The sequence below is a fragment of the Enterobacter cloacae complex sp. IR5450 genome (genome assembly GCF_049238665.1).
Classification (GTDB): domain Bacteria; phylum Pseudomonadota; class Gammaproteobacteria; order Enterobacterales; family Enterobacteriaceae; genus Enterobacter; species Enterobacter hormaechei_C.
On the sequence record NZ_JBMKIC010000014.1, the window covers coordinates 22,580 to 45,786 of the forward strand.

Sequence of the window (23,207 nt, forward strand, 5' to 3'; positions counted from 1 at the left end):
TTCCCTCTTCCCGTGGGAGAGGGTTAGGGTGAGGGCATCAACACGCACGATGCCCCAATAATTAAGCCTCTATCACTTCATACGAATGGGTGATTTTTACCGCTTTCTCCAGCATTAACGCCACAGAGCAGTATTTCTCCGCAGACAGGTCAACCGCACGCGAGACCGCCGCATCCTTCAGTTCTTTGCCAGTGACGATAAAGTGCAGATTAATATGCGTGAACAGGCGTGGCGCCTCTTCGCGACGTTCTGACGTCAGCTTCACTTCACAATCGGTCACGTCATGACGGCCTTTTTGCAGGATCGACACCACGTCGATCGCGCTGCATCCGCCCGCCGCCATCAGCACCATCTCCATCGGGCTTGGCGCTTTATCGCCGGAGTTGCCATCCATCAAAACCTGGTGCCCGGAAGCAGACTCGCCCAGGAACGTTAACCCTTCAACCCATTTCACACGCGCTTGCATATTCACTCACTCCAACGTTGCATTTTTTATGACAGATTACGTGTACGTTACATTTCTCGCAACGGAAGGCGACCTGCGTCATGCTGAAGCGAGACACCAGGAGACACGCGGCGAAAGCTATGCTAAAACACTCTGGATGCTACAGTAATACATTGACGTTACACATGTATGCAGAGGACATCAAACTTTACTGGCTGCGAAACGTTACGACAGCCGACTTCCCAGGTATGGGTAAGAATTCGATTGCAACCCCAGAGTCCGGATGCATCTTATGACTCTGGTGACAGCTTATAACAGAGGATAACAGCGCATGGTGCTTGGCAAACCGCAAACAGACCCGGCTCTCGAATGGTTCTTGTCTCATTGCCACATTCATAAGTACCCATCAAAGAGCACGCTGATTCACCAGGGTGAAAAAGCGGAAACGTTGTATTACATCGTTAAAGGCTCGGTGGCCGTGCTGATCAAAGATGAAGAAGGGAAAGAGATGATCCTTTCTTATCTGAACCAGGGCGATTTTATCGGTGAACTGGGCCTGTTTGAAGAAGGCCAGGAACGTAGCGCCTGGGTTCGTGCAAAAACAGCATGTGAAGTGGCTGAAATTTCTTATAAGAAATTCCGTCAGCTGATTCAGGTCAACCCTGACATCCTGATGCGTCTCTCTTCCCAGATGGCACGCCGTCTGCAAGTGACCTCTGAGAAGGTAGGTAACCTCGCCTTCCTGGACGTAACCGGTCGTATCGCGCAGACGCTGCTGAACCTGGCGAAACAGCCAGACGCCATGACTCACCCTGACGGTATGCAAATTAAAATTACCCGCCAGGAAATCGGTCAGATCGTCGGCTGCTCCCGTGAAACAGTGGGCCGTATCCTGAAGATGCTGGAAGATCAGAACCTGATCTCCGCCCACGGTAAAACCATCGTGGTTTACGGGACCCGTTAATTCCGGTCAAACGGCGTGCCGCCGCAGGGTGGCACGCCGTTTTTGTCTCTACTCCTCATGTGGCGCAGGCTGATCTATCACCCGGAAGTTAACTACGCACTGCGACAAACGCTGGTGTTGTGTCTTCCCGTGGCCGTGGGCCTGATCCTCGGACATCTTCAGCAAGGCCTGCTGTTTTCCCTCGTGCCCGCCTGCTGCAACATTGCCGGTCTGGATACGCCGCATAAACGCTTTTTTAAACGTCTGATTATTGGCGGCTGCCTGTTTGCCGGCTGTAGCCTTGCCGTACAACTCTTACTGGCCCGCGACATTCCTCTGCCGCTGATCCTGACCGTGCTGGCGATGACGCTCGGCGTCACCGCCGAAATCAGCTCGCTGCACGCCCGCCTGCTTCCCGCGTCGCTGATTGCCGCCATCTTCACCTTAAGCCTTGCAGGTAATATGCCGGTGTGGGAGCCATTGCTGATCTACGCCCTCGGCACGCTGTGGTACGGGCTGTTTAACTGGTTCTGGTTCTGGCTGTGGCGGGAACAGCCGCTGCGCGAATCCCTGAGCCTGCTCTACGTGCAGCTTGCTGAATACTGCGAAGCAAAATACACCCTGCTCACTCAACATACCGACCCGGAAAAATCCCTGCCGCCGCTACTGGCGCGCCAGCAAAAAGTGGTGGATCTGATCAGCCAGAGCTATCAGCAGTTGCACATGCTTGCCGCCAACAAAAATCATGAATACAAGCGGCTGCTGCGAATCTTCCAGGTCGGGCTGGATTTGCAGGAGCATATCTCCGTCAGCCTTCATAATCCGGAAGAGGTGCAAAAGCTGGTGGAGCGCAGCCATGCAGAAGCGGTGATCCGCTGGAACGCGCAGACCGTCGCGGCCCGCCTGCGGGTGCTGGCTGACGATATCCTCTATCACCGCTACCCGACGCGCTTTAACATGGACAAACAGCTCGGCGCGCTGGAAAAGATTGCGCGTCAGCACGCGGATAACCCGGTCGGGCAATTTGCTGCCTGGCATTTCAGCCGCATCGCCCGGGTGTTACGCACCCAGCGCCCGCTTTATGCCCGCGACCTGATGGCCGATAAGCAAAAACGGCTGCCGCTGCTGCCCGCGCTCAAAAGCTATCTTTCACTGAAATCTTCTGCCCTGCGCAATGCCGCACGGATCAGTGTGATGCTGAGCATCGCCAGCCTGATGGGAATGGCCCTGCACCTGCCGAAACCCTACTGGATCTTAATGACCGTACTGTTTGTTACCCAGAACGGCTATGGCGCCACGCGGGTCCGTATTCTGCATCGGGCGGGCGGCACGATGGCGGGGCTGATTATCGCGGGCATAACGCTGCACTTCCACGTGCCGGAGGGCTATACCCTGGCCGGTATGCTGGCAATCACGCTGGTGAGCTATCTGATTATCCGCAAAAACTACGGCTGGGCGATGGTGGGCTTTACGGTGACGGCGGTGTATACCCTTCAACTGCTCACGCTTAACGGGGAACAGTTTATTATTGCCCGTCTGGTCGATACGCTGATTGGCTGCCTGATCGCCTTTGGCGGCATGGTCTGGCTGTGGCCGCAGTGGCAGAGCGGGCTGTTGAGGCAGAACGCCCACGACGCGCTGGAAGCTGACCAGCAGGCCATTCGTCTGATCCTGAGCGATGACCCACAGCCCTCTCCGCTGGCCTACGAGCGCATGAAGGTCAACCAGGCGCATAACGCCCTGTTCAACTCCCTTAACCAGGCCATGCAGGAGCCGGGCTTTAACGCGCACTATCTGGCTGACATGAAGCTGTGGGTCACGCACAGCCAGTTTATCGTCGAGCACATCAATGCCATGACGACGCTGGCGCGGGAGCACACGATGCTGACGCCGGATCTGGCGCAGCGCTATTTGCAGTCGTGTGAAATTGCGTTGCAGCGCTGTCAGCAGCGCCTGGAGTATGATGCACCGGGCGAGTCAGGTGATTCGAACATTCTGGAAGCGCCGGAGACGCTGACCCACGGGCCGATGAGCACCCTTGAGCAGCATTTACAGCGCGTTCTCGGCCACCTGAACACCATGCACACCATTTCGTCGGTGGCATGGCGTCAGCGCCCGCATCACGGGATTTGGTTAACGCGCCGGTTAAAACGAACCGCGTATTAGCCGCTGACGATCTTCGCGACCGCCGCGGCAAAACGGGTTAATCCGTCTTCGATGTCTTTGTCTTCCACCACAAGCGATGGCGCAAAGCGCATCACGTCCGGCCCGGCATTGAGCACCATGACGCCTTCGTGCGCGGCGGCGTGCAGGAAATCGCGCGCGCGGCCTTTATACTGAGGCTTCAACTCGGCGCCAATCAGCAGCCCCATTCCGCGGATTTCGCTGAAGACATCAAACTGTTCGTCAATCTGCTGAAGATGTTTCACAAACAGATCGCGTTTCGCATTCACGCCATTCAGGACGTCCGGCGTATTAATGATATCGAACGCCGCACCCGCCACGGCACACGCCAGCGGATTACCGCCGTAGGTGGAGCCGTGTGAGCCCACATGAAATGCGGAAGCGATATCCTGGGTAGTGAGTACCGCACTGACCGGGAAACCGCCGCCGAGCGCTTTCGCGCTGGTCAGAATATCCGGCGTTACGCCGTAGTGCATATAAGCGAACAGATCCCCGGTACGCCCCATCCCACACTGCACTTCATCAAACACCAGCAGCGCCTGGTGCTCGTCACACAGTTCGCGCAGCCCTTGCAGAAATTCCGGGGTGGCCGCCGTGACGCCGCCTTCCCCCTGAATGGGCTCGACCACCACGGCACAGGTGTGATCGTCCATCACCGCTTTAACGGCGTGCAGATCGTTAAACGGCACGTGGATGATATCCGCAGGTTTCGGACCAAAGCCGTCGGAATACTTCGGCTGGCCGCCCACGGAAACGGTAAAGAACGAGCGACCGTGGAAGGCGTTATGGAAGGCGATGATTTTGGTTTTGTACGGACTATGACGCGTGGTTGCGTAGTAGCGCGCCAGCTTAAAGGCAGTTTCGTTGGCTTCGGTGCCGGAGTTCATAAACAGCACGCGTTCGGCGAAGGTGGCATCGATGATCTTACGCCCCAGACGCAGCGCCGGTTCGTTGGTGAACACGTTGCTGGTGTGCCACAGCGTTTCGCCCTGCGTTTTCAGCGCGTCCACCAGCGCAGGATGGCAATGGCCCAGTGCCGTCACCGCAATACCGCCTGCGAAATCAACATACTCGTTGCCCTGCTGATCCCAGACGCGGCTGCCTCTCCCTTTCACCGGGATAAACTCAGCCGGTGCATAAATCGGCAGGATCACTTCATCGAATGTCGCGCGGGTAATTGCTGGTTGTTCAGTTGCCATGTCATGACCATCCATTTTTATGTCACAGTTATTGTGAAAATATAATCACAAAATATGCATAAAAAATCACAGCAAGGCAACCGATATTCAGCGATTAAGGAAATTGGCCAGCAGCGCGTGCCCCTGTTCGCTGAGAATGCTTTCCGGGTGGAACTGCACACCTTCCAGATCGTACTCGCGGTGGCGAATGCCCATGATCTCCTGCGTCTCGCTCCAGGCGGTAACCTCAAAGCAGGCCGGCAGGGTCGGCGGATCAATAATCAGAGAATGGTAGCGCGTCACGGTTAACGGATTGTTTAGCCCCAGGAATGCGCCGGTACCGGTGTGTGTGATCGGTGAGGTTTTGCCATGCATGACTTTCGCGGCACGGACAATGGTGGCGCCAAAGACCTGCGCAATGGCCTGGTGACCCAGGCAGACGCCCAGAATCGGCAGTTTGCCCGCATAGTGTTGGATTACCGCCAGCGAGATGCCGGACTCCGACGGGGTACACGGCCCGGGCGAAATCACGATTTTCTGAGGTGCCAGCGCGTCAATGTCATCCAGCGCGATCTCATCGTTACGGCGGACAACCACCTCTGCCCCCAGCTCGCAAAAATACTGGTAGAGGTTCCAGGTAAAGGAATCATAGTTATCAATCAGCAGAATCATGACGGCTCCTGAAAAAATGGCCGCCCTATTTTACGCAGATTCCCGCGCTTCGCTCACAACTTTGGCGAAGATGACGTTCAGGGCGGTCAAATCCCCCATCGCCCCGCTCTGGTTGGCGGCAGCCCAGTCGTCCGGGTCGATCCCCTGCCAGTTCAGCACGTAGCCCGCATGAATAGCCAGTTGTTCAAAGAAGATCCGCTGGGCCACGCCATTACCGCTCATAAACGGATGTAGCATGTTGATTTCACAGTAGTAATGACTGATTCTGTCTGTAAACTCTTCTTTCTGAAGGCCTGCCAGATATTTATCACTTTCCAGCGAAGCCATCAGCTCATTACCCACTTTCTCGATGTACTCGAAATGGCAAAAAGGAATGTCGCCCTTGGAAATATCGGCGGTGCGCAGCTCGCCCGCGCCTTTCATTTCGTTGCGGAATAAATGGCGGTGAATAAGACACAGATGGGGTAAACCCGGTGCGGAAGGCCCCAGTTCCAGCGTCTCGATATCGGGTTCAGCGGGCCCCTTACCTTTTTCAAGGAGGCAGCTGGCCTGAAAATTGACACTACGTTGTTGCTCCCAGAGACGGGATTTTTGCTTGTCGGTGAGTTTTTTCACTACGCCTCCCTGAATAGTCCGTTTGCCACAAGTATAAGCAGCAAAACGCGCTTTCGCAGGGAGGGCGGAAAGACACGGGCAGGATATGCCCGTGTGGACGAACGATTACGGCAGCACTTTCGCGGAGAGAATGACGACAGGCTTAGTCGGCACATTCTGGTATGGACCGACATCGTGAGTCTGAACCTGAGAGATCTTATCCGCCACGTCCATGCCTTTCACCACTTTGCCAAACACCGCGTAGCCAAAGTCGCGCTGACCGTGGTCCAGGAAGGCGTTATCAGCCACGTTGAGGAAGAACTGGCTGGTGGCGCTGTCTTTGTCCGCCGTACGCGCCATGGAGATGGTGCCGCGCTTGTTCAACAGGCCGTTGTCAGCTTCATTTTTGATGGGCGGGTTGGGCTGTTTCTGCTGCATCTGCTCGTTAAAACCGCCACCCTGAATCATAAAGCCCGGGATCACGCGGTGGAACGTGGTGTTGTTATAAAAACCACTGTTCACGTAGTCGAGGAAGTTTTTCACCGAAACAGGGGCTTTCTGGCTATCCAGCTCCAGCTCAATATTCCCCGCAGAGGTAGTCAGCAGGACGTGAGGGTCTCCTTTGGCTGCCAGCGCAGCAGGGGAAACGGCAGAAAGAGCAAACACAGCTGCAACAGCCGCCAGTGTTGATTTGAGCATGAGAATTCCTTAACAAAGCGCAGTATAAAAAGCGAATGGCTTGATTCTAAAGAGCAGTATGAACCCAGACCAGTCTTTTACCTAATTTTACCAAATTGAAACAATTATTACCGCGCAAACGATTGTTCACCCTGCAACGTAATGTGATCTGCATCACGTTAAAACCTGCAATTGTGCTCAAAATTTTCTGAAAAGATTTAATTAGATCACTTTCGCGACTAAAATCTGCCCGCTCAAACGCAGTCATTGCGTTTTTCTTTACTTTTAACAGGCCAGACATGACTAACAGCAATCGCATCAAGCTCACATGGATTAGCTTCTTCTCTTACGCCCTGACCGGCGCGTTGGTGATCGTCACCGGGATGGTGATGGGAAATATCGCAGACTACTTCCAGCTGCCCGTTTCCAGCATGAGTAACACCTTCACCTTCCTGAACGCGGGGATCCTGATCTCTATTTTCCTTAATGCCTGGCTGATGGAAATCGTACCGCTGAAAACGCAGCTGCGTTTTGGCTTCGTGCTGATGGTTGCCGCCGTGGCGGGCCTGATGTTGAGCCACAGCATCGCCCTCTTCTCTGCCGCCATGTTCGTACTGGGCCTGGTGAGCGGGATCACCATGTCGATCGGTACGTTTCTGATTACGCACATGTATGAAGGCCGCCAGCGCGGCGCGCGTCTGCTGTTCACCGACTCCTTCTTCAGCATGGCCGGGATGATTTTCCCGATGGTCGCCGCGTATCTTCTGGCGCGCAGCATTGAGTGGTACTGGGTATATGCCTGCATTGGTCTGGTCTATGTCGCGATCTTCATTCTCACCTTCGGCTGCGAGTTCCCGGTGCTGGGCAAAAAAGCGCAGACTACATCCGAGCCGGTTGCGAAAGAAAAATGGGGTATCGGCGTACTGTTCCTCTCCATCGCCGCGCTGTGTTACATCCTCGGCCAGCTGGGCTTTATCTCCTGGGTTCCTGAGTATGCGAAAGGTCTGGGCATGAGCCTGAACGACGCGGGTAAACTGGTGAGCGATTTCTGGATGTCTTACATGTTCGGCATGTGGGCGTTTAGCTTTATCCTGCGCTTCTTCGACCTGCAACGGATCCTGACCGTTCTGGCGGGTCTGGCGACCGTGCTGATGTATCTGTTCATCAACGGTTCCCCGGAGCATATGCCGTGGTTCATCCTGACCCTGGGCTTCTTCTCCAGCGCGATTTATACCTCGATCATCACCCTTGGCTCTCTTCAGACCAAAGTGGCCTCGCCAAAGCTGGTGAACTTCGTGCTGACCTGCGGCACCATCGGCACCATGCTGACCTTCGTGGTCACGGGCCCGATTGTTGCGCACAGCGGCCCGCTGGCGGCGCTGCATACCGCTAACGGTCTATACGCCGTGGTGTTTATCATGTGCTTCGTGCTGGGCTTTGTGACCCGTCACCGTCAACACAACCCGTCAACAGCTACCCACTAATCGCCATAACCCCTTTGCGAGCTGCAAAGGGGTTTCCCCCTGCTCACCCGCCCTGCCCGCCGATGGGTAAAAACCCCATTAATTTTGTGCGAAAAACGAACAAGCACAAAAATCAAACAATATCCGTCACTTATAAATATCCTGACAAATCATAGATATACCCCCTAAGGGGTAGGTGAAGGCGTATTTGATTTGCATCAATAAGTGCCCCTGCTGAATCGTTAAGGTAGGCAGTAATAGAAAAGAAATCGAGGCAAAAATGAGCAAAGTCAGACTCGCTATCATCGGTAACGGCATGGTCGGCCACCGCTTTATTGAGGATCTTCTCGATAAAGGCGATGCTGAGCAGTTCGATATTACCGTGTTCTGTGAAGAACCCCGCAAGGCGTACGACCGTGTGCACTTGTCTTCTTACTTCTCTCACCATACCGCCGAAGAGCTCTCTCTGGTGCGTGAAGGGTTCTACGAGAAGCATGGCGTAAAAGTGCTGGTGGGCGAACGCGCTATCACCATCAACCGTCAGGAGAAAGTAATCCACTCCAGCGCCGGACGTACGGTTTTTTACGATAAGCTGATCATGGCGACGGGCTCGTATCCGTGGATCCCGCCTATTAAAGGGTCGGAAACCCAGGATTGCTTCGTTTACCGTACCATTGAAGACCTCAACGCCATTGAATCCTGCGCACGTCGAAGCAAACGCGGCGCGGTTGTCGGCGGTGGTCTGCTGGGTCTGGAAGCGGCAGGCGCGCTGAAAAACCTCGGCGTTGAAACCCACGTTATCGAATTTGCCCCGATGCTGATGGCCGAACAGCTCGACCACATGGGTGGCGATCAGCTGCGCCGTAAAATCGAAAGCATGGGCGTGAAGGTTCACACCAGCAAGAACACCAAAGAGATCGTGCAGGAAGGCACTGAAGCGCGTAAAACCATGCGCTTTGCCGACGGCAGCGAGCTGGAAGTGGATTTCATCGTCTTCTCCACCGGCATTCGCCCGCGCGACAAGCTGGCAACGCAGTGCGGTCTGGCCGTTGCGCAGCGCGGTGGGATCATGATTAACGACACCTGCCAGACCTCCGACCCGGATATTTACGCCATCGGCGAATGCGCCAGCTGGAACAACCGCGTATTCGGCCTGGTCGCGCCTGGGTACAAAATGGCGCAGGTCGCCGTGGATCATATCCTGGGCAGCGAAAACGCCTTCACCGGCGCAGACATGAGCGCCAAGCTGAAGCTGCTGGGCGTGGACGTGGGCGGTATTGGCGATGCGCATGGTCGCACCCCGAACTCCCGCAGCTATGTTTATCTGGACGAAAGCAAAGAAGTCTACAAACGTCTTATCGTCAGCCAGGACAACAAAACCCTGCTCGGGGCGGTGCTGGTGGGCGACACCAGCGACTTCGGCAACCTGCTCCAGCTGGTGCTGAACGCCATTGAGCTGCCGGAAAACCCGGACGCGCTGATCCTCCCGGCGCACGCCTCCAGCGGCAAGCCGTCCATCGGTGTGGATAAACTGCCGGACAGCGCGCAAATCTGTTCCTGCTTCGACGTCACCAAAGGCATGCTGATCTCCGCCATTAACAAAGGCTGCCACACCGTTGCGGCGCTGAAGGCGGAAACCAAAGCCGGGACCGGCTGCGGCGGCTGTATCCCGCTGGTCACCCAGGTGCTGAACGCCGAGCTGGCAAAACAGGGCATTGAAGTGAACAACAACCTGTGCGAGCACTTCGCTTACTCTCGCCAGGAGCTGTACCACCTGATCCGCGTGGAAGGCATTAAGTCCTTTGACGAACTGCTGGAGAAACACGGCCAGGGCTATGGCTGTGAAGTATGTAAGCCTACTGTTGGTTCGCTGCTTGCGTCCTGCTGGAACGAATATGTGCTCAAACCAGAACACACTCCGCTTCAGGACACCAACGATAACTTCCTGGCCAATATTCAGAAAGACGGGACTTACTCGGTGATCCCGCGTTCTGCCGGAGGGGAAATCACCCCGGAAGGGCTGGTCGCCGTGGGTCGTATCGCCCGTGAGTTTAACCTGTACACCAAAATCACCGGTTCCCAGCGTATCGGCCTGTTCGGCGCGCAGAAAGATGACCTGCCGGAAATCTGGCGTCAGCTGATTGAAGCGGGCTTCGAAACCGGCCACGCGTACGCCAAAGCGCTGCGCATGGCGAAAACCTGCGTGGGCAGCACCTGGTGTCGCTACGGCGTCGGCGACAGCGTGGGATTCGGCGTTGAGCTGGAAAACCGCTACAAAGGCATCCGTACCCCGCACAAAATGAAGTTCGGCGTCTCAGGGTGTACCCGTGAATGTGCAGAAGCGCAGGGTAAAGACGTGGGTATTATTGCCACCGAGAAAGGCTGGAACTTGTACGTGTGCGGTAACGGCGGGATGAAACCTCGCCACGCGGATCTGCTGGCCGCCGATCTCGATCGCGATACGCTGATCAAATACCTCGACCGCTTCATGATGTTCTACATTCGTACCGCCGATAAGCTGACCCGTACCGCGTCCTGGCTGGATAATCTCGAAGGCGGCATCGACTACCTGAAATCGGTCATTATCGACGACAAGCTGGGTCTGAATGAACAGCTGGAATCCGAGATGACTCGCCTGCGCGAGGCGGTGATCTGCGAGTGGACCGAAACCGTGAACACGCCAGCGGCGCAGACGCGCTTCAAACACTTTATCAACAGCACCCAGCGCGACCCGAACGTGCAGGTGGTGCCGGAGCGCGAACAGCATCGTCCAGCGACCCCGTATGAACGTATTCCGGTGATGCTGGTGGAGGAAAACGCATGAGCCAGTGGGTTAACATCTGCAATATTAACGACATTCTGCCAGCAACCGGCGTCTGTGCCCTGCTGGGCAACGAGCAGGTGGCGATTTTCCGTCCTCGCCACGATGAACAGGTCTATGCCATCAGCAATATCGACCCGTTCTTCGAGGCCAGCGTGCTCTCCCGCGGTCTGATTGCGGAGCACCAGGGCGAACTGTGGGTTGCCAGCCCGCTGAAAAAGCAGCGTTTCCGCTTAACCGACGGGCGCTGCATGGAAGATGAAAGCTTCTCGGTCAAACACTACGACGTCCGCGTGAAGGACGGCGAGGTGCAGCTGAAAAGGTAACCCCTCGCCTTTTCAATAGGAAAGGCTTATGACCCCTTATGGGTAACGGCAGGAAAAACCGTATGTTCTGTACGATTCCTGCTGTTATCCTGACGTCAATTCTTCCCCCGCCATGAATGCTGTGAGGTAACGTCGTGGATCACCTGCCGATTTTTTGTCAATTACGCAACCGCGACTGCCTGCTCGTGGGTGGCGGCGATGTGGCTGAACGCAAGGCGCGCCTGCTGTTAGAGGCGGGCGCCCGACTGACCGTTAACGCCCTCACCTTCGCCCCACAGTTTGACGTCTGGGCGCAGGAAGGGATGCTCACCCAGGTGCAGGGCGAATTTGATGAATCCCTGCTGGATACCTGCTGGCTGACCATCGCCGCAACGGATAACGATGACGTTAACCAGCGCGTCAGCGACGCCTGCGAAGCGCGCCGCATCTTCTGTAACGTTGTGGATGCGCCGAAAGAGGCGAGCTTTATCATGCCGTCGATTATTGACCGTTCACCGCTGATGATTGCGGTGTCGTCCGGCGGGCGCTCGCCCGTTCTTGCCCGTCTGCTACGGGAAAAACTGGAAGCCGTGCTGCCGCAGCATCTTGGTCAGATTGCCCAATACGCCGGAGAGCTGCGCTCCCGCGTGAAGCAAACCTTCGCAACCGTGGGCGAACGCCGTCGCTTCTGGGAGAAGTTCTTTGTCAACGACAGGCTGGCGCAGTCCCTTGCCAATCAGGACACCAAAGCCGTTGAAGAGACGACCGAACAGCTCCTGAGCGAGCCGCTGGACCATCGCGGTGAAGTGGTACTGGTGGGCGCAGGTCCCGGCGATGCGGGCCTGCTGACGCTGAAGGGTCTCCAGCAGATCCAGCAGGCGGACATCGTGGTGTATGACCGTCTGGTCTCTGATGACATCATGAATCTGGTGCGCCGCGATGCTGACCGCGTGTTCGTCGGCAAACGGGCAGGTTATCACTGCGTACCGCAGGAGGAGATCAACCAGATCCTGCTGCGGGAAGCGCAGAAAGGTAAGCGTGTGGTGCGTCTGAAAGGGGGCGATCCCTTTATCTTTGGTCGCGGCGGCGAGGAGCTGGAAACTCTCTGCAACGCGGGCATTCCATTCTCCGTGGTGCCGGGTATTACGGCGGCATCCGGCTGTTCTGCCTATTCCGGCATTCCGTTAACCCATCGCGACTATGCCCAGAGCGTGCGCCTGGTGACGGGCCACCTGAAAACCGGCAGCGAGCTGGACTGGCATAATCTGGCCGCTGAAAAGCAGACGCTGGTCTTCTACATGGGGCTAAATCAGGCAGCCACGATTCAGGCGAAACTGCTGGAGCACGGCATGGAAGCAGATATGCCGGTCGCACTGGTGGAAAACGGCACCGCCATTACGCAGCGCGTGGTCGATGGCGTGCTGACGCAGCTGGGTGAGCTGGCGCAGCAGGTTGAAAGCCCGGCGCTGATCGTGGTGGGCCGCGTGGTAGCACTGCGTGAAAAACTGAACTGGTTCTCCAGCCACTAACGCACAATCTCTCTCCCGGGAGTAGTCTTGAAGCGGACTACTCCCTTCTTACCTCAGTCGATAACATACCGCCCGCATAATGGAACTTTTCCATTTATTCCCTCGTGTTACATCCAATTTTAGATTTTTAGACAAGGAATGCGTATGTTCAAACTGGCTAAAGCTGCCGTTCTGGTCGGCCTGTTATCAACTCTGACGGCCTGCACCGGTCACGTTCAAAATACTAAAAATAATTGCAGCTATGATTACCTGCTGCATCCGGCGATCTCCATTTCGAAGATCATTGGCGGTTGCGGCCCGGCGGCACAGCAGTAAGCGTTTTTCAGGCGTAAAAAAACCGGGAATTTCCCGGTTTTTTTATTGAGTCCGTATTTGTCGGGTGGCGGCTTAAGGTTTCGCCACAAACCCAATCGCCTCGTACACCGCTTTCAGGGTTTCCGACGCGCGCGCGCTGGCTTTTTCTGCGCCCTCTTTCATCACTTTTTGCAGGAAAGCTTCGTCGTTACGGTAACGGTGATAGCGCTCCTGCAACTCGGTCAGCATGCCGGAAACGGCGTCTGCCACTTCGCCTTTCAGGTGGCCGTACATCTTGCCTTCAAAGTGTTTTTCCAGCTCAGGGATGCTCTGTCCGGTCACACCGGAGAGAATGTCCAGCAGGTTGGATACGCCTGCTTTGTTCTGCACGTCGTAGCGCACCACTGGCGGCTCATCGGAGTCGGTCACCGCACGCTTGAGCTTTTTCACCACCGATTTCGGATCTTCCAGCAGGCCGATAACGTTGTTGCGGTTATCGTCAGACTTGGACATCTTTTTGGTCGGCTCCAGCAGGGACATCACGCGCGCGCCGGATTTCGGAATAAACGGCTCAGGCACTTTGAACACGTCGCCGTAAAGCGCATTGAAGCGCTGGGCAATATCGCGGCTCAGCTCCAGGTGCTGCTTCTGGTCTTCACCCACCGGCACCTGGTTGGTCTGGTACAGCAGAATGTCGGCCGCCATCAGCACCGGATAGTCAAACAGACCGGCGTTGATGTTCTCAGAGTAGCGCGCAGACTTATCCTTGAACTGGGTCATGCGGCTCAGCTCGCCGAAATAGGTGTAGCAGTTCAGCGCCCAGCCCAGCTGCGCGTGCTCTGGTACGTGAGACTGAACGAAAATGGTGCTCTTCTCTGGATCGATACCGCACGCCAGGTACAGCGCCAGCGTATCGAGCGTCGCCTTGCGCAGCTTCTCGGGATCCTGACGCGCGGTGATAGCATGCAAATCCACGATGCAGTAAATGCAGTGGTAGTCATCCTGCATGCTCACCCACTGACGTAACGCACCCATGTAGTTACCAATGGTCAGTTCACCTGAAGGCTGTGCGCCACTAAAAACGATGGGCTTAGTCATTATTCAATTCCTGATGTTCACTGTGCGAGAGCCCGAGTGCGGGCAACAAATCTTTGAAGTGGTCGAACACAACGTCCGGCTCACTCAGCGTAATGGCTTCACCGTAGTTGTAGCCGTAGGTCAACCCAACCGACGGGCAACCTGCCGCTCTGGCAGCCAGAATATCATTGCGGGAATCCCCGACAAAGAGCAGCTCCGCAGGTGCTAAGGATAATTTTCCTGCCACCAGCAATAGCGGTTCCGGATGCGGCTTTTTATTCTGTACGTCATCGCCGCCCACAATTACGGAGAAGTATTTCGCGATATCCAGCGCTTCCAGCAGAGGCGCAACGAACGGTGTCGGCTTGTTAGTCACCAGCCCCAGCGGGATGCCTTTAGCATGTAGCGCGCTCAGCGTTTCAGCGACATCCGGGAACAGGAAGCTGCCCTCTTCGACGGTCTCTTCGTAGAAACGGTCGAACAGTTTGCGCAGAATACGCTGCTGCTCATCCTCGGGAATATCCGCGTGGTCAACACTCGGTTTACCTTGCGCGGAACGCTGAGAGGCACGCTCCTGACGAGCCCAGGTCAGCGCGCGCTCCATCAGCACGTCTGCACCGTTACCAATCCACGTCACGACGCGCTCTTCGCCTGCAACGGGGAGTTCAAGGGCATACAGCGCCTGATCGACGGCGCTGGTTAATCCTGGCGCGCTGTCGACCAGCGTGCCGTCGAGGTCAAATGCTACACCCCGAATAGCCTGCAATTTATCCATGACTTACCTTCGCCAGTTCACGGCGCATTTCATCAATGACTTTTTTGTAATCCGGTTGATCGAAGATGGCGGAGCCTGCGACGAACATATCCGCCCCTGCCGCCGCAATCTCACCGATGTTATTGACCTTCACGCCGCCGTCCACTTCCAGACGAATATCATAGCCAGACTCATCGATACGGCGGCGCACTTCACGCAGTTTGTCGAGGGTCTGAGGGATAAATGACTGACCACCAAAGCCCGGGTTGACGGACATCAGCAGGATCACGTCCAGCTTGTCCATCACGTAGTCGAGATAGCTCAGCGGGGTCGCCGGGTTAAAGACCAGCCCCGCCTTACAGCCGTTCTCTTTGATCAGCTGTAGCGTGCGGTCAACGTGTTCGGAGGCTTCCGGGTGGAAAGTGATGATGCTGGCACCCGCCGCGGCGAAATCGGGTACGATGCGGTCAACCGGTTTCACCATCAGATGCACGTCAATGGGCGCGGTGATCCCGTAGTTACGCAGTGCTTTAAGCACCATCGGACCGATGGTCAGGTTGGGAACGTAGTGGTTATCCATAACGTCGAAATGGACGACATCCGCGCCAGCCGCGAGAGCTTTGGCAGTGTCTTCACCCAGGCGGGCAAAATCGGCCGACAGAATTGAGGGGGCAATCAAAAACTGTTTCATCCGCATCTCCTTGAAATGTGTTTACCGGCGGGCAAAGGCTCAGGGTCGATAAAGCGCCAGAAGTTCGTCCACCTTTTTACGTGTGCCGCCGTTGCTGCTAATGCTACGCCGCACTTTTACCTGAAAATGCTTCGCGGCTTTGTACCATTCGCGCGTATCAGGCGTGTCGTGATTCGAAATTAACACCGGAATTCTTTTGCTGACCAGCTTTTCCGCCATCTCAGCCAGACGAGCCTGCTCGGCCGGGCTGAAGCTATTGGTGTGGTAGGCGGTGAAATTTGCCGTGGCAGACAGCGGCGCGTAAGGCGGGTCGCAGTAGACCACCGAGTTTACGCCCGCCAGCTCCATGCACTCTTCATATGAGAGACAGTAGAACTCGGCATTCTGCGCTTTTTCAGCAAAGTGATACAGCTCGTCCTGCGGGAAATAAGGACGCTTATAGCGGCCAAACGGCACGTTAAACTCGCCACGCAGATTATACCGGCACAGACCGTTGTAGCCATGGCGGTTGAGATAAAGAAACAACAGCGCGCGACGGAACGGATCCTGGCTTTGATTAAACTCAGCGCGGAACTGATAGTAGACGTCCGGGTTGTTGTTCTCTGGCGTAAACAGCTTCCGTGCCTCTTCTACATACTCATCGGTACGCAGTTTGACGATGTTATAGAGGCTAATAAGGTCGCTGTTGATATCCGCCAGGATATAACGAGAAAAATCGGTATTCAGGAACACCGATCCAGCACCCACGAAGGGCTCGATAAGACACTCGCCTTTCGGCAGGTGCTTTTTAATATCGTCGAGCAGGGGGTATTTCCCCCCTGCCCATTTCAGAAAAGCGCGATTTTTTTTCATGCTGACTAACTGATTACACCTTCTCCGGCTGTGGAGAAAGCTCCGACAGCATCCTGCGCTTTAAACATTACTTCAGATCGGCCTGCACCTGATGAATCGGCTTCGCCCACGGGTTTTTCGCCTGCACGTCGGCTGGCAGCGTGGAAACGGCACGTTTTGCTTCATCTTTGGAAGCATAAATACCACTCACCAGCACATACCACGGTTGACCGTTACGGGTCGTCTGATAAACCACGTAGTTTTTCAGATTCGATTTCTTCGCCCAGGCGTTGAGGTTGTCATAGTTAGACGAACTGCTCAGCTGAAGGGTGTAGTTGCTGGAAGAGGCCGACTGCAAAGAACCCACGTTGCCCGTCGTTTTACCTGGCGAAGCGCCCGTTTTGGCTGCGGGAGCCGCAGGTGTTGTTGCAGCAGGCGCCGCTGTGGTCGCCGTGGCTTTCGGAGCAGCGGTTGCTGCTGGCGTTGGCGCTTTAACCGGCTGGCTCACCGCAGGTTTTGTCTGCGCTGGCGCTTTCGTTTCTGGCGCTTTTGCCACGGCCTGTGGTTTCGTCTCACGCTTCGGCTCAATCACAGCCTGCTTACGCTCCTGGCGTGGTGCAGTCTGCGTCTGGCGCGGTTTGGTTTCCGTTGCCGCCGTCTGCTGCTGGGCATTGCTGCCATGAACTGGCGCAACGGTGGCTGGTTCAGTTGGCAGCGTGGAGTTCACCACGGCAGCGTTAACCTGTTCCTGATTCTGCGGCTGCATCAGCGCGTTGTTCAGATCGCCCTGAACCTCAACACGCTGCTGGCCTTCAGGCGTAGCTGGCGCCTGGCCCTGAGTCGGGGTAGAAGAGACAGGCGGCAGAGAGATATCCTGACCGGCGCTGGTGTTGCCTGCGGTCTGCTCTGCGGAAGTGGTGCCCGGCGCAGGCTGAGCGCCATTCGCCTGGTTGCTCGCATCGTTACCAGACAGGTCGATGCTCTTCTCGGCAGACGCGGTCTGCTCGGTAGAATGGGTAGAAGGGGCTTTTAGCGCGGAACCAATGCCGACAATCAGCAATACCAGCACCAGAACGCCAAGGCCCATCATGATGTACTGGCGGGAGGCCGGTTTTGCCGCTACCGCTTTTTTACGCTTGCGCGGTCGACGTTCAACAGGCTGTTCATCCATTAACTCTTCTTCGGATTCAAACTCCTCGTCTTCACGCTCATTGCGCGCGTTGCGGCTACGCGAAGGGCGACGATCGTCTGCATCCAGATCGACATCGTCAAAGTTGATCTGCGGCTCGTTATCACGTTCTGAAGATTGACGAGAACGACCAGTACGACGATCGCTGGGATCGGGTTTCAGCTCGTCTTCTGGTTTGAATTCATCCATTTAACACCCCACTCAAAGGCTTCTGCCAACGACTCTGCATTAACCTGAAGCTAAAACGACCACCTGTTACAGCGGTCTGACCTTTCTAGTTGTTACGCTTGCTGACAATCAGCAATAGCGCCAAGTACGACTTCGTGCGGCACTCCGCCGCGCACTTCACTTTTCCCTATTGCAAGCGGGAGTACCAGACGCATCTCACCTGCTAATACTTTTTTATCGCGCATCATGTGGGGAAGGTACGCCTGCGCAGACATTTCCTGCGGACCACTTACCGGCAAGCCAGCACGTTTAAGCAACGCGATTATACGTGCTGTCTCTTCCGGCCTGAACTGCCCCAGACGTTCAGAGGCACGCGCCGCCATAACCATTCCGGCAGCGACAGCTTCACCGTGAAGCCAGTTACCGTAGCCCATTTCGGCTTCGATCGCATGACCAAACGTATGCCCCAGATTCAGTAAAGCACGTAAGCCGGTTTCACGCTCATCTGCGGCAACGACTTCTGCTTTCAGCTCACAACAACGGCGAATACAGTAGGCCATTGCCTGCCCGTCGAGGCGCAGCAGCGCATCCATATTCTCTTCCAGCCAGGTGAAGAACTCCCCGTCAAGAATAATGCCGTATTTGATCACTTCTGCAAGGCCGGACGCCAGTTCGCGCGCTGGCAAGGTTTTCAGACAGTCGAGATCCACCACCACCGAGGCAGGCTGGTAGAACGCGCCAATCATATTTTTGCCGAGCGGATGGTTAACCGCCGTTTTACCGCCCACAGAAGAATCGACCTGTGAGAGCAACGTGGTTGGAATTTGAATAAAGCGCACGCCGCGCTGGTAGCTGGCGGCTGCAAAACCGGTCAGATCGCCCACAACGCCGCCGCCCAGGGCAAGCAGTGTTGTATCACGACCGTGCGGTTTTTGCAGAAGTGCGGTAAAGACGGTATCCAGTACCGTCAGGCTTTTGTACTGCTCGCCATCGGGCAGAATCACACTGTCGACCTTCACGCCCGCCTGCTCAAGCAGGTGACGTACACGGTCGAGATAAAGCGGAGCCAGCGTCTCGTTGGTGACCAGCATCGCCTGATCACCCGCTTTCAGTGGTAAGAAGGAAGCTGGGTCGTTAAACAAACCAGCCGCGATGGTGATAGGGTAACTACGTTCCCCGAGAGTAACTGTAATCCTCTCCATGACGCGACATCCACCTTAAATGCTTTTACCCGCAGGCGAGTGTATATAAAGCCAGAATCAGTTGCTTTCCAGCATATGAATAATCTGGTTTGCAACCACTTTAGCGCTTTGATCGTCAGTACGAATGGTCACATCAGCAATCTCTTCGTACAGAGGATTGCGTTCATCGGCCAAAGCTTCCAGAACTTCACGTGGCGGTGTTTCAACCTGCAACAACGGGCGCTTTTTATCACGCTGCGTGCGTGCCAGCTGTTTTTCGATGGTCGTCTCAAGATAGACCACTACGCCACGGGCGGAGAGACGGTTGCGGGTTTCGCGAGATTTTACAGAGCCGCCGCCAGTTGCCAGCACAATGCCCTGTTTTTCCGTGAGTTCGTTGATCACTTTTTCTTCTCGGTCACGGAAACCTTCTTCGCCTTCTACGTCGAAGACCCAGCCCACATCCGCTCCGGTTCGTTTCTCAATCTCTTGATCAGAATCGTAAAATTCCATATTGAGTTGTTGAGCTAACTGACGCCCAATAGTGCTTTTGCCGGCACCCATAGGCCCAACCAGAAAGATATTGCGTTTCTCTGCCATTTTTTCGGTACTACTAAGACTATTCGTTAATGGTAATCCCCGCTGCGCAGACACCCGGCGTAGCAGGACATGAACTGAAACCTCATTTGCAATAGAGCGAGAGTCAGACGAAAAATTATCTCAATACTCCGGCTTGTTTGGCAACTGATTAAATCACCGTTCCCGGCGCATAAGGAAATAAGACGTAAGTCCAACTCAAATCGGTACTCCTTGTATGCTAATTCATGCCCCACGTCAAACATCTGCAACAAACTGAATGCAAAATCATTGCGGGGATCGTTACCCATTACTGAATACTGACCAGACGTGGCGTGATAAACACCACTAACTCGCGCCGTTCGTTATCTTTTCCGTCATGGCGGAACAGCTGACCCAGCCACGGAATGTTGCCCAGCACGGGCACGCTGTCGCGTCCGGTTTTATTCTTTTGCGAAAAGATCCCGCCCAGCGCGAGCGTTTCCCCACTTTTTACCTCTACCTGCGTTTCGATCTCCTGCTTATCGATCGCCAGCGTTTCGCCGTCTGCCTGTTGTAGCACCTGGCCAGGCATATTTTCACTGATATGCAATTTCAGGCGCACGCGACCGCCCGGCAGAACCACCGGCGTGACCTCCATGCCTAATACCGCCTCTTTAAATTCAACGGATGTCGCCCCGCTCTCGCCGCTGGAAACCTGATACGGAATTTCGCTGCCCTGCTTGATGCTGGCCGGCTGCATGTGCGATGCCAGCAGCCGCGGGCTGGCGATGATATCCACCTGCTGCTTTTGCTCAAGCGCCGACAACTCAAGATCCAGCATCCTGCCGTTGATGCGCCCGATGTTAAACCCTGCGTGGGTGGTCGCACTGGCCACCGACAGGTCCGCACCCAGCGTCGTGACCTGACCCACTTTACTGGCCTCCGTTGCGTCAGCGAGGTTCCATATCACCCCCAGTTCACGCAGGCTTTTTTCACTGATGGTCACAATCTGCGCCGCCAGTTCCACCTGCTCGACGGGCAGATCCATCTGCACAGCCCAGCGCTGGAGCATATCCACCACCGTCTGGTTATCCCTGACCAGGAAACGGTTGGTGCGCTTGTCGACGGAGAGACTGCCTTTCGGGCTTAAGAGCTTTTCCGCCGCTTTTTGCAATTCGGCCGCATCCGCATAAGCAAACGGAATGCTGTGAGAGTGCAGCGGGGCGTCGAGCAGACGCTGGGCCCGCTCCTGCTCTTTACGCGTCTGTTGCTCCCGTTGCCAGGCCGCCGTATGCACATAAAAAATGCCGCCCTCTTCCCGCAATACCAGCCCGGCGCTGTTCACTACCGTCTGAAGCGCCTGCCTCCAGGGCACCCGCGTTAAATTCAGCGAAAGCGAACCGCTGACATCCGGCGACACCACCAGATTGCGATCCTCCTGCGCTACCAGCGCCTGTAATATTTGCACCACCGGGACATCATCCACCAGCAGGGTGACCGGTTTTGGCGTCGCGGCCCACAGGGGCTGGCTGAGTACCGCCAGTAACAGCCCTATCCTTATCTTCACTTTTTTTCGTTCCTTCTCGTTGCCATGTCCATCGCTTCGGCTCGCACATATCGCCGACATCAACGGTCAGTTGTTGTCTATCTATCGCGCTCACCCGCCAGCCTGTCGGTAACCGCATCTGCGTTTTTACCCGGTGCCAGCGTTTCTGCCCGTCCTGCATAAGGCCGATATCCCTGCTGCCGCTGACTATCCCCTGATACCGCCACTGGCTGAGCTGCCCGGCTGCGCAACGCTCTTCCGGCACAGAGAAGGGATCCCGCATCCCGGTCAGGAAAAGCGGAGAAAGCAGGATGACTAAACGGGCTTTACTGCGCATGACCGATCTCCAGTTGCAGGCTGAGGCGTAACTGTTTGCCCTGTGGGATGATGGAAAACGCACTCACCCGCACGTTCTCAAGCGCCAGCCGGGAAAAGAGCGCCGGAACCGCGCCCCATGAGGCATCCAGCGCCAGCTCTCCCCCACTCTGCTGCGGCTTCCAGTACACCAGCCTTGCGTCCTCACGCTGAAATGCCAGGGGACAAAAGGGCCGCGAGGGCGTCACTTGCGTAAACACTGCTTGCCGTCCGGCCTCTGGCCACAGCGAGGCGTTGATTCGCTTCGCACTGATGGCCTGCGCCTGAACATCGGCGTAACGCAGAGCAGCGGGCCTGAGCAGCAGTCCCCAAATTGCCCACGCAACAAGCCCCGACGCGATCAACCAGCAAAGGACGCGCCGGGAAGGACGTGCATCAGCCCAGCGTTGATACCAGATACCCACCGGCTACCTCCGGCTATGCAGTTTAAAAGAGAACATCCATCGCCCCAGGCTATCCTGTTGCAGTTCGCCTGCCGGTCCGGGGTTAAATCCCGTCACCCTTTTCAGCGCATCGGTCATGGCTGCGAGCGCTGGCAGTGAAGTGGTATAGCCGGTCAGGGTCAGCGAGGGTGGCTGATAACGCAGCGCCGTCAGCCACGCCTGCCGGGGCATTGCGCTGGCAAGCGATTCCAGCGCGGGTTGCCAGGCCGGATCAGACGGCGGCGAAGAGGTTTTCAGCCCCGCTGACTGCGGCTGACGGGCTCTCAATACTTTCTGCACCGCCCGAGTCCCCGCCAGTTCGCTCTGCAACGCCTGTAACGCGAGAGACTGCGTCGCCCGCAGACTGAAACCACCCGCCAGCATCACCAGCAATGAGGCGGCAAACAGCAGCCCCCAGAAACGCAGGCGCTGATTACGTTGCTGCCGACGCCAGGGTAAAAGATTGGGCATGCTCATTACGGCGCCTCGCTCATGGCCAGCGCCAGGGCGACGGTGTAATCAGCACCGCATTCCGGCAGCGGCGGCTGGCACAGCGTCACCGCTTCCCAGGGATCGCGGGCAGCATCAAACACGGCGATATCAGAAGAAGAAAGCGCAAGCAGCGCCGCCAGTTCATTCACCGTCGCCGCTTCTGTGGTGTAGCGCCGCCCCCACTGGTGACGCATCGCCCATAGCCACTGGTGTTGATCTCTCCAGGCGACGCACCGGGCGGGGGCAACAGCAGAGAGAAGATTAGCCAGCGCGCCGGCATCCGGGGCGATTGCTGCCAGACGCAAACGCAGCGCGTTCGCCAGCGTCAACAGGGTATCAACCTCTCTGTTTTGCGCTGCGGTAACCTGAAAAGTGTTGCTGAACGTATCCTGCGCGTAGTCAAAGCAGAGCGTATCGGCGGGCATCTCCAGCTCACGCGCTAATGCGGCGCCTACCCAGGTGAGCTGTTCGCTGTCACGCAAGGTAACGGATGGACGGGGCAACGCGCGTTGCAGAACGCGCGTTGCCGGAAATGAGAGGAATACCCGATGCGAGTGCGGCAATGTTTTCCGCCAGCCACGTAATGCGTTAACCAGCTCTTCTGGCTTAAGTATTTTGCCTTCCCCGATAACGCCGTCCGACAGCGGCACCGCCCACCAGCGCCGTAAACGCCATCCGGCCCGCTCTCTGGTCAGCGCTACCGCAACCACCTTATCCTGTTGAATATGAACACCTGTTTGCCACGTTTTAAAAGCCATGCTTCACGATCTCCTTATCGCCCGTCGGAGTGACGGCTATATCAATGAATCAGGCTTGC

The 23,207-nt window shown here is 56.2% G+C and carries 24 protein-coding genes; 7 read left to right on the forward strand and 17 right to left on the reverse strand.

Going from position 1 to position 23,207, the window contains the following annotated elements; genetic code table 11:
• Positions 1-61 precede the first annotated feature (61 nt).
• Positions 62-466: an OsmC family protein gene (locus tag ACOTYB_RS12745; RefSeq protein WP_023323819.1), complete on the reverse strand. Its 405-nt coding sequence runs from the start codon at positions 464-466 to the stop codon at positions 62-64.
• 310 nt (positions 467-776) lie between these two features.
• On the opposite strand from ACOTYB_RS12745, the gene crp reads away from it, so the two are divergent.
• Entirely contained in the window at positions 777-1,409 is a 633-nt protein-coding gene (crp, locus tag ACOTYB_RS12750) for a cAMP-activated global transcriptional regulator CRP (RefSeq protein ID WP_000242746.1), read from the forward strand.
• Positions 1,410-1,466: 57 nt separating this feature from the next.
• Entirely contained in the window at positions 1,467-3,554 is a 2,088-nt protein-coding gene (locus tag ACOTYB_RS12755; RefSeq protein ID WP_220153891.1) for a YccS/YhfK family putative transporter, read from the forward strand.
• Here the strand turns inward: ACOTYB_RS12755 and argD are convergent.
• The 4 genes from argD to ppiA form a co-directional block, all read right to left on the reverse strand.
• Entirely contained in the window at positions 3,551-4,771 is a 1,221-nt protein-coding gene (gene argD, locus ACOTYB_RS12760) for a bifunctional acetylornithine/succinyldiaminopimelate transaminase (RefSeq protein ID WP_003861656.1), read from the reverse strand. The genes ACOTYB_RS12755 and argD overlap by 4 nt on opposite strands.
• 87 nt (positions 4,772-4,858) lie before the next feature.
• The gene (gene pabA / locus ACOTYB_RS12765; protein WP_003861654.1) at positions 4,859-5,422 is read right to left on the reverse strand and encodes an aminodeoxychorismate synthase component 2; all 564 of its coding nucleotides are present in this window, start codon (positions 5,420-5,422) and stop codon (positions 4,859-4,861) included.
• A gap of 30 nt (positions 5,423-5,452) precedes the next feature.
• Positions 5,453-6,037, reverse strand: coding sequence for a putative adenosine monophosphate-protein transferase Fic (locus ACOTYB_RS12770; RefSeq protein ID WP_047055089.1), 585 nt, complete (start codon positions 6,035-6,037; stop codon positions 5,453-5,455).
• A 105-nt stretch (positions 6,038-6,142) separates the two neighbouring features.
• The gene (ppiA, locus tag ACOTYB_RS12775; protein WP_003861649.1) at positions 6,143-6,715 is read right to left on the reverse strand and encodes a peptidylprolyl isomerase A; all 573 of its coding nucleotides are present in this window, start codon (positions 6,713-6,715) and stop codon (positions 6,143-6,145) included.
• A 278-nt stretch (positions 6,716-6,993) separates the two neighbouring features.
• Here ppiA and tsgA point away from each other — a divergent pair, with 278 nt between their 5' ends.
• The 5 genes from tsgA (at position 6,994) to ACOTYB_RS12800 (ending at position 13,127) form a co-directional block, all read left to right on the forward strand.
• Positions 6,994-8,178, forward strand: a complete 1,185-nt coding sequence (gene tsgA, locus ACOTYB_RS12780; protein WP_023314943.1) for an MFS transporter TsgA — start codon at positions 6,994-6,996, stop codon at positions 8,176-8,178.
• A gap of 259 nt (positions 8,179-8,437) precedes the next feature.
• A complete protein-coding gene (gene nirB, locus ACOTYB_RS12785; protein ID WP_047055091.1) occupies positions 8,438-10,981 on the forward strand; it encodes a nitrite reductase large subunit NirB in 2,544 nt (847 codons plus the stop codon).
• On the forward strand, positions 10,978-11,304 hold the full coding sequence (gene nirD / locus ACOTYB_RS12790; protein ID WP_047055093.1) for a nitrite reductase small subunit NirD: 327 nt from the start codon (positions 10,978-10,980) through the stop codon (positions 11,302-11,304). The genes nirB and nirD overlap by 4 nt, the downstream gene beginning before the upstream one ends.
• A gap of 134 nt (positions 11,305-11,438) precedes the next feature.
• Positions 11,439-12,812, forward strand: a complete 1,374-nt coding sequence (cysG, locus tag ACOTYB_RS12795; RefSeq protein ID WP_040118178.1) for a siroheme synthase CysG — start codon at positions 11,439-11,441, stop codon at positions 12,810-12,812.
• A gap of 144 nt (positions 12,813-12,956) precedes the next feature.
• Complete coding sequence (locus tag ACOTYB_RS12800; RefSeq protein ID WP_008503029.1) at positions 12,957-13,127, forward strand: YhfL family protein; 171 nt, start codon at positions 12,957-12,959, stop codon at positions 13,125-13,127.
• A gap of 72 nt (positions 13,128-13,199) precedes the next feature.
• Here the strand turns inward: ACOTYB_RS12800 and trpS are convergent, their stop codons facing one another.
• The 12 genes from trpS to pilM form a co-directional block, all read right to left on the reverse strand.
• Positions 13,200-14,204 (reverse strand): tryptophan--tRNA ligase, encoded by a 1,005-nt coding sequence (trpS, locus tag ACOTYB_RS12805; protein WP_023298773.1) that lies wholly within the window; start codon positions 14,202-14,204, stop codon positions 13,200-13,202.
• A complete protein-coding gene (gene gph, locus ACOTYB_RS12810) occupies positions 14,197-14,958 on the reverse strand; it encodes a phosphoglycolate phosphatase (RefSeq protein WP_048244973.1) in 762 nt (253 codons plus the stop codon). The genes trpS and gph overlap by 8 nt, the downstream gene beginning before the upstream one ends.
• Complete coding sequence (gene rpe, locus ACOTYB_RS12815; protein WP_003861634.1) at positions 14,951-15,628, reverse strand: ribulose-phosphate 3-epimerase; 678 nt, start codon at positions 15,626-15,628, stop codon at positions 14,951-14,953. The genes gph and rpe overlap by 8 nt, the downstream gene beginning before the upstream one ends.
• 39 nt (positions 15,629-15,667) lie before the next feature.
• On the reverse strand, positions 15,668-16,480 hold the full coding sequence (gene dam, locus ACOTYB_RS12820; RefSeq protein WP_003861633.1) for an adenine-specific DNA-methyltransferase: 813 nt from the start codon (positions 16,478-16,480) through the stop codon (positions 15,668-15,670).
• 67 nt (positions 16,481-16,547) lie between these two features.
• A complete protein-coding gene (gene damX / locus ACOTYB_RS12825; RefSeq protein ID WP_048241726.1) occupies positions 16,548-17,837 on the reverse strand; it encodes a cell division protein DamX in 1,290 nt (429 codons plus the stop codon).
• 92 nt (positions 17,838-17,929) lie between these two features.
• Positions 17,930-19,018, reverse strand: coding sequence for a 3-dehydroquinate synthase (aroB, locus tag ACOTYB_RS12830; RefSeq protein ID WP_003861631.1), 1,089 nt, complete (start codon positions 19,016-19,018; stop codon positions 17,930-17,932).
• Between the two features lie 57 nt (positions 19,019-19,075).
• Positions 19,076-19,597 carry a shikimate kinase AroK gene (gene aroK, locus ACOTYB_RS12835; protein WP_003861630.1) on the reverse strand — a complete coding sequence of 174 codons (522 nt, stop codon included), beginning with the start codon at positions 19,595-19,597 and terminating at the stop codon, positions 19,076-19,078.
• Between the two features lie 286 nt (positions 19,598-19,883).
• On the reverse strand, positions 19,884-21,122 hold the full coding sequence (gene hofQ / locus ACOTYB_RS12840) for a DNA uptake porin HofQ (RefSeq protein WP_220153392.1): 1,239 nt from the start codon (positions 21,120-21,122) through the stop codon (positions 19,884-19,886).
• Positions 21,034-21,438 carry a HofP DNA utilization family protein gene (locus tag ACOTYB_RS12845; RefSeq protein ID WP_003861627.1) on the reverse strand — a complete coding sequence of 135 codons (405 nt, stop codon included), beginning with the start codon at positions 21,436-21,438 and terminating at the stop codon, positions 21,034-21,036. The genes hofQ and ACOTYB_RS12845 overlap by 89 nt, the downstream gene beginning before the upstream one ends.
• Positions 21,428-21,607: a hypothetical protein gene (locus ACOTYB_RS12850; RefSeq protein WP_022651950.1), complete on the reverse strand. Its 180-nt coding sequence runs from the start codon at positions 21,605-21,607 to the stop codon at positions 21,428-21,430. The genes ACOTYB_RS12845 and ACOTYB_RS12850 overlap by 11 nt, the downstream gene beginning before the upstream one ends.
• A gap of 276 nt (positions 21,608-21,883) precedes the next feature.
• Entirely contained in the window at positions 21,884-22,375 is a 492-nt protein-coding gene (locus tag ACOTYB_RS12855; RefSeq protein WP_196278544.1) for a PilN domain-containing protein, read from the reverse strand.
• On the reverse strand, positions 22,375-23,148 hold the full coding sequence (gene pilM / locus ACOTYB_RS12860) for a pilus assembly protein PilM (RefSeq protein ID WP_023314952.1): 774 nt from the start codon (positions 23,146-23,148) through the stop codon (positions 22,375-22,377). The genes ACOTYB_RS12855 and pilM overlap by 1 nt, the downstream gene beginning before the upstream one ends.
• Between the last annotated feature and the right edge of the window lie 59 nt (positions 23,149-23,207).

Bases quoted from the DNA above. Each gene is read 5' to 3' on its own strand.
- ACOTYB_RS12745 (WP_023323819.1), bottom strand. From the start codon at position 466: ATGCAAGCGCGTGTGAAATGGGTTGAAGGGTTAACGTTCCTGGGCGAG.
- crp (WP_000242746.1), top strand. From the start codon at position 777: ATGGTGCTTGGCAAACCGCAAACAGACCCGGCTCTCGAATGGTTCTTG.
- ACOTYB_RS12755 (WP_220153891.1), top strand. From the start codon at position 1,467: ATGTGGCGCAGGCTGATCTATCACCCGGAAGTTAACTACGCACTGCGA.
- argD (WP_003861656.1), bottom strand. From the start codon at position 4,771: ATGGCAACTGAACAACCAGCAATTACCCGCGCGACATTCGATGAAGTG.
- pabA (WP_003861654.1), bottom strand. From the start codon at position 5,422: ATGATTCTGCTGATTGATAACTATGATTCCTTTACCTGGAACCTCTAC.
- ppiA (WP_003861649.1), bottom strand. From the start codon at position 6,715: ATGCTCAAATCAACACTGGCGGCTGTTGCAGCTGTGTTTGCTCTTTCT.
- tsgA (WP_023314943.1), top strand. From the start codon at position 6,994: ATGACTAACAGCAATCGCATCAAGCTCACATGGATTAGCTTCTTCTCT.
- nirB (WP_047055091.1), top strand. From the start codon at position 8,438: ATGAGCAAAGTCAGACTCGCTATCATCGGTAACGGCATGGTCGGCCAC.
- nirD (WP_047055093.1), top strand. From the start codon at position 10,978: ATGAGCCAGTGGGTTAACATCTGCAATATTAACGACATTCTGCCAGCA.
- ACOTYB_RS12800 (WP_008503029.1), top strand. From the start codon at position 12,957: ATGTTCAAACTGGCTAAAGCTGCCGTTCTGGTCGGCCTGTTATCAACT.
- trpS (WP_023298773.1), bottom strand. From the start codon at position 14,204: ATGACTAAGCCCATCGTTTTTAGTGGCGCACAGCCTTCAGGTGAACTG.
- gph (WP_048244973.1), bottom strand. From the start codon at position 14,958: ATGGATAAATTGCAGGCTATTCGGGGTGTAGCATTTGACCTCGACGGC.
- rpe (WP_003861634.1), bottom strand. From the start codon at position 15,628: ATGAAACAGTTTTTGATTGCCCCCTCAATTCTGTCGGCCGATTTTGCC.
- dam (WP_003861633.1), bottom strand. From the start codon at position 16,480: ATGAAAAAAAATCGCGCTTTTCTGAAATGGGCAGGGGGGAAATACCCC.
- damX (WP_048241726.1), bottom strand. From the start codon at position 17,837: ATGGATGAATTCAAACCAGAAGACGAGCTGAAACCCGATCCCAGCGAT.
- aroB (WP_003861631.1), bottom strand. From the start codon at position 19,018: ATGGAGAGGATTACAGTTACTCTCGGGGAACGTAGTTACCCTATCACC.
- aroK (WP_003861630.1), bottom strand. From the start codon at position 19,597: ATGGCAGAGAAACGCAATATCTTTCTGGTTGGGCCTATGGGTGCCGGC.
- ACOTYB_RS12845 (WP_003861627.1), bottom strand. From the start codon at position 21,438: ATGCGCAGTAAAGCCCGTTTAGTCATCCTGCTTTCTCCGCTTTTCCTG.
- ACOTYB_RS12855 (WP_196278544.1), bottom strand. From the start codon at position 22,375: ATGAGCATGCCCAATCTTTTACCCTGGCGTCGGCAGCAACGTAATCAG.
- pilM (WP_023314952.1), bottom strand. From the start codon at position 23,148: ATGGCTTTTAAAACGTGGCAAACAGGTGTTCATATTCAACAGGATAAG.